This is a genomic window from Clostridium algoriphilum (assembly GCF_020443705.1).
Lineage (GTDB): Bacteria > Bacillota > Clostridia > Clostridiales > Clostridiaceae > Clostridium_AD > Clostridium_AD algoriphilum.
Genome location: NZ_JAIZZK010000030.1, coordinates 15,673 through 28,585, shown reverse-complemented (window position 1 = coordinate 28,585; position 12,913 = coordinate 15,673). Strand labels below are relative to the sequence as shown.

Here is a 12,913-nt window from a genome sequence, read left to right as displayed (position 1 = left end):
AGTGAAATATCAGAAATTCATTTTAGGTTCCTTTAAAATAATATTGGGAGGAACAACATATGGATTTAGAGAAACTTCTTTCCATGCAGAAGTTATGCATAAATGATAATCCGGCTGCATGTGTTACTGAGTGCCCAATCCACGTTGATGTCAAAGGGTTTATTTGCGAAATTAGAAAAGGAAATTTTGAAGAGGCATACAGAATACTGAAAAAAAGAATACCATTTACAAATGTAATAGGATTAGTTTGTGACCACCCTTGCGAAAATTCTTGTGTAACTAATATCTATGGTAAAGCAATCTCGATTCATGAGCTTGAAAAGGCAGCTGTAATTTATGGTAGAGGGGCAAAAATCAAAACACTTCCTATGCCAAAGGTTAACAAGAAAATAGCAGTTATTGGCGGTGGTATAAGTGGAATTACATGTGCTTGTGACCTTAATCAAAAGGGATATAGTGTTGATATATATGAAAAAGAAAATGGAGTAGGTGGATCTCTTTTAAAAATGCCAGAGCAAATACTTAATCCAAAACTAATAAAAGAAGAAATTATTAAATTAGAAGAGCAAGGCATTGAAATAAAATTAAACCAAGAAATAACTCCTGAAAAATTGAAAGGCATCACTCTGGAGTATGACGCAGTTTTTATTGGTACAGGAGAATGGAATGAAAAATTCGATGTAAATGAAGTTACCTTGCAAACAGAAATAGAGAAAGTTTTTGCTTACGGGCGAATTGTTAGTGAACGTAAATCTGTTATACAGTCAGTACGTACAGGGAGATGTGCAGCAGTGTCTATTGATAGATTTGTGTATAATAAATCTCTTACTGCACTTAGGGAAAAGGAAGGGTCTTATAAAAGTATTCTTCAGGTGGATATAGAAAAAGAGAAAATCACACCAAGAATAAAGCCTGAAAATACTGCTTTTACAAAGGAAGAAGCAATTAATGAAGCTCTAAGATGTCTTCAATGTGAATGTCATAAATGTGTTAAAGCTTGTGTGCATCTTCAAAAGGTGAAATTGGATCCTAAAGCTTATATAAGAACCATAAATCAAAACGAACGTATCATTCTTGGAGATCATTATGCAAATAAAACAATAAATTCTTGCACAGAGTGTGGTTTGTGCGGCGTTGTATGCCCAAAATCTATAAATATGGCAGACATAATTAAAGAAACAAGGGAAAGCATGGTTTCTAGAAATAAAATGCCAATTTCAGCTCATGACTTTGCGTTAAAAGATATGGAGTTTACTAATAGTAAATATTTTGAATTAATAAAACATCAACCTGGCAAGAATAATAGTAAGTATGTATTTTATCCTGGATGTCAACTAAGTGCTAGCTATTCAGAGTATGTTATTAAAACCTATAATTATTTAATGGAAAAACTTGATGACGGGGTTGGATTATATTTAGGGTGTTGCGGAGCACCGGCTAAGTGGGCAGGTAGGCAGGAACAATATGATAGTAGTATAGAAAAAACTAAATTAAACTTAGAAAAGTTAGGTAACCCTATTGTTATAACAGCATGTTCTACATGTTTTAGTAATTTCGGAGAAAATTTAAAAAACATAAAAATTAAGTCTCTTTGGGAGATATTTGATGAAAAAGGTCTGCCACTTGATTCTAAATCGGGAAATGGTAAAATCTTAGCAGTACATGATGCATGCACTACTAGAAATGAGAAAGGTATTCATGAAAGTATAAGAAATATTGCTGAAAGTCTCCACTATAATATTGAAGAGCCCCAGTTTACAAAGGAAAAGACAAAATGTTGTGGTTATGGAGGGCTTGTGTATTATGCTAATAAGGAGTTTAGCAAAGAAGTAACTGAGGATAGAATAAAGGATTCTGAAAATGATTTTCTTGCTTATTGTGCAATGTGTAGAGATTTATTTGTATTAAAAGGTAAAAAGACATATCATATTTTGGACCTTATATATGGAAGTGGTAATGTTGAAATTACAGACATGAAAGTTCCAACATTGTCTGACAGGCGAGCAAATAGATTCAAACTCAAGAAGGAATTACTTGAAAATTTATGGGGTGAGAAAATGGACATAAAGAATGAATATGAAGATATAAAAATAGTTATTGAGGATGAACTAAAAGGTAAAATGGAAGATGAACTTATTCTTGAGGGAGATATTAAAAGAGTAATAGGTAATGCAGAAAAAACTAATAATAGTTTTTATAATCCAGAAACAGGTCACATTCTTGCATGGAGAAGGTTTGTAAATATAACCTTCTGGGTGGAGTACCAAAAGGTTAATGACTCTTTTAAAGTTATAAATGCTTACAGCCATAGAATGCATGTAAAAGGAGTATGACTATGAAAAAAGATACTAAAGATATAAAAACTAAATGGATTTGTTCAAAATGCGGTGGACCTCTTAAGGAAGGTCCTGTGAAAGCAGAGTACCTTGGAGGAAATTTTGAGATTGAGTTACTCGAATGTCCTAAGTGCAAAAATGTTCTAATTACACAGGATCTGGCAGCTGGTCAAATGCTTGAAGTAGAAAAAAGCTTGGAGGACAAATGAAGGGCTGCTCAGTTTTTGAGAATGAAGATATGATTAGAGTCACAGGGGACACTCTAAGGCCAGGTGGAGTTTTTCTTACTGATAGAGCTATTAAGTTATGTGAATTTGAGGATGAAAATAAAATTTTAGATGTTGGTTGTGGCATGGGAGCAACAGTAGAACGACTTAAAAGTCTATATAATTTAGATTCGTTTGGAGTTGATCCTTCCATAAAGTTACTTGAATTAGGTGAAAAGAAATATGGTAATCATAATATAGATTTTGGATGCGGTGAAAAATTACCACATAAAAACGGATTCTTTAAGGGGGTTATGGCTGAGTGTACTATGTCCCTTATGGATGACTTTGAAAAGACCATAATGGAAAGTCATAGAGTTCTACAAGATAAAGGATATTTTATTATTTCAGATGTTTATGCAAGAAGACCAGAATATCTTGAAGAAGTGCAAAAACATGATATTAATAGTTGTATGAGGGGACTTTTTAATATAGATGTTTTGAAGGATGCAATTGTAAGTTCTGGTTTTGAAATAATATGTATTGAGGATTGGACAGATTTATTGAGGCAACTTATGGTGGAAATAATATTTAAATATGGTTCAATGGCAACATTTTGGAAAATAGCAACTTGTAGTAGTTGTGGTGATTTTCAACAAAAACTTACGCTTTGTAAACCAGGATATTTTTTACTTATTGCTCGAAAAAAATAGTGGGAGGTATTATAATGGCTGCAGATGCATTTAGGATGTTTAAACTAGCAAGCTTAGGATATTGTTGTAGTCAAATACTTATAATTATGTATCTTGAAAAGAATGAAATGGAAAATGTGAGCCTTGTAAAGGCTATGGCGGGATTTTGCGCAGGTATGGGTAATACCGGAAAGACCTGTGGCATTGTTACTGGAGGCGTATGTTTATTTGGGATTTATGCAGGTAAAGGTATAGATACTGAAACTCGAGATGATAATTTGAAAAAGATGATTCAAAAATATGTACAGTGGTTTGAAGAAGAATTTGAAAGCAGCGAATGTGTTGATATGATAACTGTAGATGTACTTAATGACATGGAGAACAATGAAGGTTATCCTATAAAGTGCGGCAATGCGATTCAAAAATCTTACAATAAAATCAATGAACTCTTAAAAGAGTATAGTTATATAGAATGAGAGGGCAATTAAAGTGAATGAAGTAATAAAAGAAACGCAAAGTATATGTCCAGTGTGTTTAAAAATAGTTAATGCAAGTGTTGTAAAACAATGTGGTGAATTATATTTAACTAAGGAGTGTGAAGAACATGGCTTCTTTAAGACTGTTATATGGAGGGGTGAGCCTGATTATGAATCTTGGACACGTCCTAAAAGCCCAGCTTATCCAAAGGTACCTTATACAAAGGTTTTAAAAGGTTGCCCTCACGACTGTGGGCTATGCCATGAGCATCGTCAACATACTTGTACTGTACTCATTGAAGTAACATCAAGATGCAACATGAACTGTGAATTTTGTTTCGCGGATGCGCATGGTAATGAAATAGATCCAGATATGAAAACTATCGAGATGTGGTATAAAAGGATTATTGAAGCGGGTGGACCATATAATCTTCAGATTTCCGGGGGAGAACCTACCATGAGGGAAGATCTTCATGAGATTATTTCGATGGCTTCAAATATGGGATTTAAATTTATCCAATTAAACACAAATGGTATTAATCTTAAAAATTATAATTATTATGAAAGATTAAAAGAAGCAGGACTAAAATCTATATTTTTGCAATTTAATGATTTAACTGGAACTGAAAAAACTAAGCTTCATGATTCAAATATATTGCAAGATAAGCTGAAGATTATAGAAAATAGCGCTAAATTAGGGATTGGTGTAATTCTCGTATGCACTGTAGTGCCGAATATAAATGATGACATTCTTTGGGATATCATAGAATTTGGACTGAAAAACACGCCAACTGTTAGAGGAGTGCATTTTCAACCAGTAAGTTATTTTGGAAGAATCCCTAAGTTACCTGAAGATAAAGATAGAATTACACTTCCGGAAGTTATATCTAAAATAGCTTCGCAGAGTAATTATAAAATTAAAATTTTAGATTTTGCTCCCTCGGGTTGTGAAAATGCATATTGTTCTTTTCATGCCAATTATATATCAGTAGATGGAAAACTTATTACTGTAAGTAGAAAAAATAATTGTTGCGGCGAAGAAAATGGTATAGAAGGGTCAAAAAAATCAAAAAGATTTGTTGAGAGAAATTGGTCAGGAGTGAAAATAAATAAATACGTACCGAAGAAAAATTCATTTGAAGAATTAAATCAAAAAATTAAAAAAGGATTTTTTAGTATATCAGGTATGGCATTTCAAGATGTTTGGAATGTAGATACAGAGAGGTTAAAAGACTGCTGCATTCATGTTGTGAGTAAAAAGGGTAATTTAATTCCATTTTGTGCGTACAACATTACTACCTTAAATCAAAAAAAATTATATAGATAGGAAGCGAGAGGATGAAATGAAAAATTATTCTGCTATAATACTTGCAGCAGGGTATTCTACGAGGATGGGAAGCTTTAAGCCAATAATTAATTTAGCCGGAAAAACCCCAATTCAAAGATGTATAGAACTTTTCAAAAACTGTGAAATAAGTAATATTATCGTGGTCACAGGCTATTTAAATGAGCATATAAAAAAGGAATTAGAGGATATTAAAATTAATTCCAATGATATAAAAGTTGTAATCAATGATAAATATAGTGAAGGTATGTACTCATCAATAACAGTTGGAGTAGAAGCACTTTCAAAGGAAACAGATGCTTTCTTTATATTACCTGTAGATATTCCTTCGGTACGAGAGTGCACTGTAAAAAAAATGATGCAAAGTTATGAGAAAATTAAAGGAGGCATTTTATATCCTATATTCGCTAAGGTAAAAGGTCACCCTACATTAGTACCATATTCATTAGCACAAGAAATATTAGGGAGCTATCCTGAAGGCGGATTAAGGGAACTGCTGAATCAGCATAAAAAGCAGTGGTATTGTGAGATAGTTACTGACAGAGGCATCCTACTTGATATGGATACTAAAGAAGATTTTAATGCTCTTTTGGAGCATATTTCGGTTTATCCTTTCCCAGATTTACAGGAATGTATGGAAATATTAAGGCTATGTAATGTTAAGCATGAGGCAATAGAACATATGAAGAGTGTAGCTGAATTTGCTAAGCGAGTGTCAATTATGCTTAATGAAAAAGGATATAATTTAAATGTGAATTATATTTATTCAGGGGCATTACTCCATGATGTAGCCAAGGGAGCCAAAAATCATGCAGAGCAAGGGGCAAAAATAGTTGAAGGATTTGGATATGGATGCCTTATGGAAATTATTCATGAACATATGAAATTAAAAACTGAACATGAAATAGGTGAGAAAGAAATAGTTTACCTTTGTGACAAGCTTATTAAAGGGAAAACGCTAGTCACTTTAGAGGAAAGGTTTTATGATGCTTTTGCTAGATATGAAGATATATCAGATATTACTGAAAAAATATATGAAAAATATTTGGACGCAAAAATTATAAAGGAAAAAGTTGAGAATAGGTTAGGAAGACACTTAGAAACCCTTAGTAAGAAGATTTGAAAAGGAAAATATATCTCTTAAGGCATGGAGAAACTGAATATGGTAGGGTAAAAAGGTATTTAGGACATACAGATTGCAAACTTTCTGAAAAGGGTACAAATGATGCCAAGCAATTAGCTTGTATATTCAAAGCTAGTGAAATAATAATCAACAAAATCTTTAGTAGTGATCTTATTAGGTGCAGGGATACTGTTAATATAGCGTTTTCAGACCGAGAAGTAACTTTTTTAGAAGATTTGAGAGAAATAAATATGGGATATCTAGATGGATTAACTTTTAAAGAAGTAAAAATCAAATACCCAGAAGTGTATAAAAGACGTGGGTTAAATATAGCAGATTTTATTCCTCTTAATGGTGAATCTTTAAGAGAATGTCAGAAAAGAGCAATAAAGACTTTTAATAATATAATTGAAAACACAAAGGGCAATGTTGTTATTTGTAGCCATGCAGGTTTTATAAGATCATTACTTTGTATTTACTTAAAGTTAGAGTTAAAAGATATTTTTAGTATAAAGCAAGATTATGGATGTATTAATACTTTAATCTGTGAAGGATCAAATATTTATATAGAAAGTATTAATCTCAAGACTTTATACTAATGGAGTGTGTTATATGAGTAGAACTTTATATGAAAAATGGATAGAGAATAGGGTTTTTATGAAAACTGGTGATGACAAATTATCTGAGGAAGGGTTAAAAGCATATCAGATAGGAGAAATTAAGAATGCTATAAATATCGCAAAGAGGAGCAAGTTTTATGGAGAAACATTAAAAAACTTCTCAAGTGGTGATATTAAAAAATTTGTAGATTTTAAAAAAATACCTTTTACTTCCTCAGAGGATTTAGTTAAGAACCCAAATAGCTTCTTGTGTACATCACTTGATAAAATTTCAAGGATAGTAACAACGATGTCTTCAGGAACTATGGGAAATCCAAAACGAATTTTTTTTACTGAGGCTGATCTTAAAGCTACAATAGAATTTTTTACATATGGAATGCTAAATCTTATAAAACCGGGTCAAAGAGTACTTATATTAATGCCAGGGAAAAGTCCCTTTAGTATAGGTAAGCTTTTAATGGAAGGTATCAATAATGCTGGCTGTGAAGGAATTATATATGGGCCTGTATTTAATGTTTGGGATGCGCTAGAAGCTATACACTTAAAAAACATTGATTGTATAGTAGGATTACCAATTCAGGTGTTTTATCTTGCTAAACTTAAAAAAACTAATGTTAAGTATAAAGATTTAAAATTGAAAAGTGTTCTTTTGAGCGCAGACTATGTGCCTAGATCCTTATGTAGTGCCGTGAGTAGTGCGTTTAGCTGCCATGTTTATTCTCATTATGGGATGACAGAAATGGGATATGGCGGTGGAGTGGAATGTAATGCTCTTAATGGCTATCATATGAGAGAAGTGGATTTGTATACTGAAATTATTGATCCAATAACAAGGCTAAATGTTCCTGAAGGTACCTATGGAGAAGTTGTAATTACAACGTTTAGGAGAGAAGCAATGCCACTTATAAGGTACAGAACTGGTGATATAGCTAGGTTTTTACCTAAGAAGTGCTCTTGTAGTAATGCATTTAAAAGAATGGATTATGTAAAAGGAAGAGTGAGTGAATATATAAAATTGAGTGATGGGCAGCATATTGGCATCGGAATGATAGATGAGGTTATGTTTAAGATTGATAATGTGCTTGATTACAGAGCTAGCATTAGTAATGGAGAAAAAGTAGTAATTAGTTTAAGTGTAAAACTCGTAAATCCCCAAATTCCTGTAACACTTAGTGACATTGAAAATTGCATTAAGCAGGATAAGCACTTAGGATTATTAATAGAAAGCAATAATATATCTATAGAATTTAGTGGTATACTTAATAATATTGAAATTAGTAATGGAATGATGAAACGAAAATTATGCCGTTTAAATTAGAATATAATCCAGGGTAATTAACGAATTATCCTGGATTATATTCTCAAAAAGTCTCTATTATTACATCCATAACTCCGCCACATACCATGCCTTCATCTTCTGCGATGATACCAGTCATGTCGATGCTTTGAAGCTTATATCCACCATCTTTAATTAAATCACGGGCGGTATTAATTATCTCGCCTTCACTACACCCTCCGCCGATACTCCCTAAGAGTTTACCAAAGGGCCATACAAGCATTTTAGCTCCAGCATTTCTTGGAACTGAGCCTTTAGTAGAAATAATTGTAATCATTGCTCCTGGAGAATTTTCTTCTTTGCACAACTCAATTAAAACATCCGAATCAAATTCAGGCAAATTAGCTTTTATAGGATTAGTAACAGAAGTGCTTATATCGCCGAGCCTTCTATATTGAATCAACTGCGATATAATAGAAAAGGCTATTTCGTCCGGTGTTACTGCGCCTATCTTGAGACCTATAGGTGCATTGACTCCATTTAACTTCTCCTTAGGATAACCTTCGCTTAGCATTTGCTCCATAACACTTTTGACACGGCGTTTTGAACCTATCATTCCAACATATGCAGTATTATGTTTTAAAACTTGTCTAAGGCAGTCCATATCATGCCTGTGACCTCGAGTTACAATAACAACATAAGCGGACATATTTAAATTAATAAAGTCGAAACAGTGATCGAAACTCTCGCAAATTACTTTCTGCGCAGTAGGAAATCGCTCATGATTCGCAAAGGACGGTCTGTCATCTATAACTGTAACTGAAAACCCTGCCTTTGAGGCAAATTCAGCTAAGGGCTTAGCAATATGTCCGCCACCTAAAATTATTAATCGTGGTTCAGGAAAATATGGTTCAATTAAATATGTCTCATTTTCAGATGCTTTAACAAATTGAAGATTCCCGGTTTCTAAAGCATGTTTTGAGTGTTTATAAAGTAGTTTATCTAAATCAGATGTGCAATTATGCTCGCTTAGACTATTTTCAGTATAAAGAGTTTTATTTTGGGCTGGCTTATTATCATTGCTTGTTTTGTTTAACATTGTAATCATAACGCAATTATTACCTGTGCCAACCTCGCTTAGCAAATTTTTATAGGTTTCTACATTCATTTGTTTATTCCTCCTAATTCATTTATATTCAATTATTCCTATAATACTAATTGTATCAATAATTTTAAATGTTTTAAACAAAAAAGACAGATATAAAATAAAAATAATGAGATTACAGGTGGAGTTGATTAGAAGTAAGGAATGATGGTTCTAATTATAAATGTGAATGACTTTTTCACTACTTATTTTACAGATTTAACGTGATTAGTCTCATAGCGTATTAATAAAAAATATGATAAAATAATAGTGTTATAAGATGAAAATATTAATAAAGAATTGGGATAAAATTTATCTTTTATTTAAAAAAACGAATGATTAGTTTCATATATATACAATAATATTAAAGTGATAGGATGAATAAATATAATGGGGATAAAGTATTACATATAAAATTATAATTCAGAAAATTCTTTAAAAAGGAGTGATGAATATGATAAAAACTGCAATATTAACCATGAGTGATAAAGGTATTCGAGGGGAAAGAATTGATGGGACTGGTCCTGCATTAAGGAAGGAATTAGAAGGAAAAGGTTTTATTATAACCTTCTACAAAATGATATCAGACGAAAAACAGGGAATAGAAAAAGAATTAATTTATTTATGTGATGAGCTTAAGGTAGATTTAGTTTTGACTAATGGAGGAACTGGGTTTTCACAAAGAGATGTTACTCCTGAGGCGACTCAAAATGTAATTGAGAGATATGTACCTGGTATTTGCGAAACTATGAGAATGAAATCACTTCAAATTACGCCAATGGCTATGCTTTCAAGAAGTATAGCAGGAATTCGTAAAAAAACATTGATTATTAATCTTCCAGGAAGCCCAAAAGGTGCTGTAGAAAATCTTCAATTTATAATATCTGCAATTCCACACGGCATTGCCATACTTAAAGGTGAAGACAGTGAATGCGCTAGAACATAGTAAAATAATTGAACTTTAGGAGACGGTTTTATGAGAGATAGTCATGGGAGAATCATCAATTATTTAAGAATATCAGTAACTGATAGGTGTAATTTAAGATGTATATATTGCATGCCAGAGCAGGGCATAAAAAGTTTAGATCATGTGGATATCTTACGTTTTGAAGAAATCTTAAAAATAGTAAAGGTAGCAGAAAAATTAGGTATAAATAAAGTAAGGTACACTGGTGGTGAACCACTTGTTATGAAAGATATAGATAAACTAATATATGAAACATCAAAACTACAAGGAATAGATGATATTGCTATAACTACGAATGGTATTTTACTCTCAAACATGGCAAGTGATCTAAAAAAAGCTGGACTTAAAAGAGTTAATATTAGCCTTGATACGTTAGACGATGCGAAGTTTAAAAAGATAACAAGGATAGGAAATTTAGATAAGGTAATGGAAAGCATAGATAAATGCTTAACACTTGGGTTAAAACCAGTAAAAATCAATACTGTATTAATGAAGGGCTTTAATGATACAGAGTTCGAGGACTTTTTAAATTTAACTCGCGAGCTTCCTGTAGAAGTAAGATTTATTGAACTTATGCCTATAGGTGAAGGTATAAAGATCTATGATAAGAGTAAATTAAGTTTTATGGAGATGTTAAAAGAACATCCTGAGTTAACTCAAATAGAGAATGAAAAAAGTAGCACTGCACAATTGTATAAGCTTCATGGAGCGAAAGGAAAAATTGGCTTTATTAGTCCGGTAAGTTGTAAATTTTGTGTGGATTGTAATAAGATACGACTTACATCAACAGGAATGATCAAGCCTTGTCTCCATTCAAAAGAAGAAATAAACCTTAAAAAATATCTAAATAATGAAGAGATGCTTACCAATGCATTAAAACAAGCAATTTTTGATAAACCACTTGAACATCATCTTGAGGAAGAAGAAATCAGTAGAAGTGATAAGATGATGTACCAAATAGGAGGATAAACGATGGAACTTACGCACATAAATGAACAAGGAAGAGCTAAAATGGTAGATGTATCTGAGAAAATAGACTCGGTTCGTGAAGCTATAGCAGTTGGATCAATATCAATGAAGAGAGAGACTTTAGAAAAAATAAAGAATGGGTCTATTTCAAAAGGAGACGTATTATCTGTAGCACAGGTAGGCGGAATTATGGGTGCTAAAAGCACTTCACAGATAGTACCAATGTGTCATCCTATAATGATATCTGCTTGTGATATGAGTTTTAAAATTGACTTAGAGAATAATAACATTGAAATAACTGCAACTACAAGGACTGTAGGGAAGACAGGTATTGAAATGGAAGCACTTACTGCAGTATCTGTTGCAGCACTAACTATATATGATATGTGTAAGGCAATTGATAGAGATATGGTAATGAATGGTATTATGCTTGTCAGAAAAAGTGGTGGAAAATCAGGAATATTCGAAAGGAAGGCGTTGTAATGCCAAAAGTTATTGCTGTAAATATAAGTGAGAAAAAAGGTGTAATAAAACATCCTATTGATAAAGGTTTTTTCAAATTCAATCATGGACTAGAGGGAGATGCACATGCAGGCAAGTGGCATAGACAGGTTAGCTTTCTTGGGGTTGAAAGCATTGATAAAATGAAAGCAAAGGGAGCTTTGGGTTTATCTGCAGGAAAGTTCGCTGAGAATATTACTACTGAGGGAATAGTTCTGTATGAGCTTCCCATAGGAACTAAAATTAAAATTGCTGAGGTAGTTTTAGAGGTAACACAGATAGGTAAGGAATGTCATGCAGGATGTGAAATTATGAAACTTGTCGGTGATTGTATAATGCCGAGAGAAGGTATATTTGCTAGGGTACTCCAGGAGGGTTATATTAAACCTGGAGATGATATAGCAATTATGGAATAAATATTAAAAACAAAAATGATATTATAGAAGTTCTTATGTACTGATATACAAACTATAATAAATAAAATATATTAACTTCATAAGTACTACACAATTGAGTTGTAGAATAAGTATATAAATAAAAAACAATGAGAGGGTGACTAGTTATGATGGGATATAGATATAGTATGATGGGTGGATGGTCATGGATGATGATGATTATGCCTATGATTATAATTGGGATAGTTGTATTTACGGTATTTAAGGTATTGCAAAATAATAATGTTAAGGATATAGGAACTAAGGATAACTCTCTAGGAATATTAAATGAAAGATTTGCTCGTGGAGAGATAGATGAGGATGAATATAACCGTAAAAAAAGTGTGCTATTAAATAGTAAGAAATTATAAGTTTGTAAATCATGTAGCAAATTACTTTGTAAGTTCTGTTATTTTAAAGGTAAAAGCCCAGTAGTGTATAAAAACAATACTGGTTTTTTACATTGAATAGTTACTAAGATATACAGTGTTAGTTAAAATAGTTTTAATTAAAGATAAAAATGTACTTTAAATAAAATTGAAATATGTTATAATATAAAATGCAACTTAAATGTATGGAGAGATGTCCGAGTGGCCTATGGTACCTGCCTCGAAAACAGGCGAACGGGTTATTCCGTTCCGGGGGTTCAAATCCCCCTTTCTCCGCCAAAATCAAAGGCTCTAGCAGATTGTGCTAGAGCCTTTTTAGCAGTATTTTTGCTGATAATGGGGTTTGTGACGCCTGTTTGACGACAAAATAGGAAAGACTAATCGAAAGTGGATGATTTGAATCTGAAAAAATAAATTTAGAATATTGTACAGTGA

The 12,913-nt window shown here is 32.4% G+C and carries 14 protein-coding genes and 1 tRNA gene; 14 read left to right on the top strand and 1 reads right to left on the bottom strand.

Translation table 11 applies throughout. The features are described from left to right. The first annotated feature begins 59 nt into the window (after positions 1 to 59). Genes LGK95_RS17580 through LGK95_RS17545 form a run of 8 tightly spaced genes read left to right on the top strand, consistent with a single transcriptional unit; the run spans position 60 to position 8,116 of the window. Positions 60 to 2,333 carry a pyridine nucleotide-disulfide oxidoreductase/dicluster-binding protein gene (locus tag LGK95_RS17580; RefSeq protein ID WP_226126217.1) on the top strand — a complete coding sequence of 758 codons (2,274 nt, stop codon included), beginning with the start codon at positions 60 to 62 and terminating at the stop codon, positions 2,331 to 2,333. 2 nt (positions 2,334 to 2,335) lie between these two features. Then, entirely contained in the window at positions 2,336 to 2,545 is a 210-nt protein-coding gene (locus LGK95_RS17575) for a DVU_1557 family redox protein (RefSeq protein WP_226126216.1), read from the top strand. Next, positions 2,542 to 3,255: a DVU_1556 family methyltransferase gene (gene trsM, locus LGK95_RS17570; RefSeq protein ID WP_226126215.1), complete on the top strand. Its 714-nt coding sequence runs from the start codon at positions 2,542 to 2,544 to the stop codon at positions 3,253 to 3,255. Before LGK95_RS17575 ends, trsM begins: the two co-directional genes overlap by 4 nt. 14 nt (positions 3,256 to 3,269) lie before the next feature. Beyond that, positions 3,270 to 3,710, top strand: a complete 441-nt coding sequence (locus tag LGK95_RS17565; protein ID WP_226126214.1) for a DVU_1555 family C-GCAxxG-C-C protein — start codon at positions 3,270 to 3,272, stop codon at positions 3,708 to 3,710. A gap of 13 nt (positions 3,711 to 3,723) precedes the next feature. Next, the gene (gene trsS, locus LGK95_RS17560; RefSeq protein WP_226126213.1) at positions 3,724 to 5,037 is read left to right on the top strand and encodes a radical SAM (seleno)protein TrsS; all 1,314 of its coding nucleotides are present in this window, start codon (positions 3,724 to 3,726) and stop codon (positions 5,035 to 5,037) included. Positions 5,038 to 5,053: 16 nt separating this feature from the next. After that, positions 5,054 to 6,178 (top strand): DVU_1551 family NTP transferase, encoded by a 1,125-nt coding sequence (locus LGK95_RS17555; RefSeq protein WP_226126212.1) that lies wholly within the window; start codon positions 5,054 to 5,056, stop codon positions 6,176 to 6,178. After that, a complete protein-coding gene (locus LGK95_RS17550; RefSeq protein ID WP_226126211.1) occupies positions 6,175 to 6,777 on the top strand; it encodes a histidine phosphatase family protein in 603 nt (200 codons plus the stop codon). Before LGK95_RS17555 ends, LGK95_RS17550 begins: the two co-directional genes overlap by 4 nt. A 13-nt stretch (positions 6,778 to 6,790) precedes the next feature. After that, a complete protein-coding gene (locus LGK95_RS17545; protein ID WP_226126210.1) occupies positions 6,791 to 8,116 on the top strand; it encodes a DVU_1553 family AMP-dependent CoA ligase in 1,326 nt (441 codons plus the stop codon). A gap of 43 nt (positions 8,117 to 8,159) precedes the next feature. Here LGK95_RS17545 and LGK95_RS17540 read toward each other — a convergent pair whose 3' ends face one another. Continuing rightward, positions 8,160 to 9,242, bottom strand: a complete 1,083-nt coding sequence (locus tag LGK95_RS17540) for an XdhC family protein (protein WP_226126209.1) — start codon at positions 9,240 to 9,242, stop codon at positions 8,160 to 8,162. 430 nt (positions 9,243 to 9,672) lie between these two features. Between LGK95_RS17540 and LGK95_RS17535 the strand changes: the two genes are divergently transcribed. The 6 genes from LGK95_RS17535 (at position 9,673) to LGK95_RS17510 (ending at position 12,757) form a co-directional block, all read left to right on the top strand. Beyond that, a complete protein-coding gene (locus LGK95_RS17535) occupies positions 9,673 to 10,164 on the top strand; it encodes a MogA/MoaB family molybdenum cofactor biosynthesis protein (protein ID WP_226126208.1) in 492 nt (163 codons plus the stop codon). A gap of 30 nt (positions 10,165 to 10,194) precedes the next feature. After that, complete coding sequence (gene moaA / locus LGK95_RS17530) at positions 10,195 to 11,154, top strand: GTP 3',8-cyclase MoaA (RefSeq protein WP_226126207.1); 960 nt, start codon at positions 10,195 to 10,197, stop codon at positions 11,152 to 11,154. Positions 11,155 to 11,157: 3 nt separating this feature from the next. Beyond that, positions 11,158 to 11,637 carry a cyclic pyranopterin monophosphate synthase MoaC gene (moaC, locus tag LGK95_RS17525; RefSeq protein ID WP_226126206.1) on the top strand — a complete coding sequence of 160 codons (480 nt, stop codon included), beginning with the start codon at positions 11,158 to 11,160 and terminating at the stop codon, positions 11,635 to 11,637. After that, on the top strand, positions 11,637 to 12,071 hold the full coding sequence (locus LGK95_RS17520; protein ID WP_226126205.1) for an MOSC domain-containing protein: 435 nt from the start codon (positions 11,637 to 11,639) through the stop codon (positions 12,069 to 12,071). Before moaC ends, LGK95_RS17520 begins: the two co-directional genes overlap by 1 nt. A 146-nt stretch (positions 12,072 to 12,217) precedes the next feature. Further along, positions 12,218 to 12,460 (top strand): SHOCT domain-containing protein, encoded by a 243-nt coding sequence (locus tag LGK95_RS17515; protein ID WP_226126204.1) that lies wholly within the window; start codon positions 12,218 to 12,220, stop codon positions 12,458 to 12,460. 205 nt (positions 12,461 to 12,665) lie between these two features. Continuing rightward, positions 12,666 to 12,757 (top strand) — tRNA-Ser (locus tag LGK95_RS17510). Positions 12,758 to 12,913: the final 156 nt, after the last annotated feature.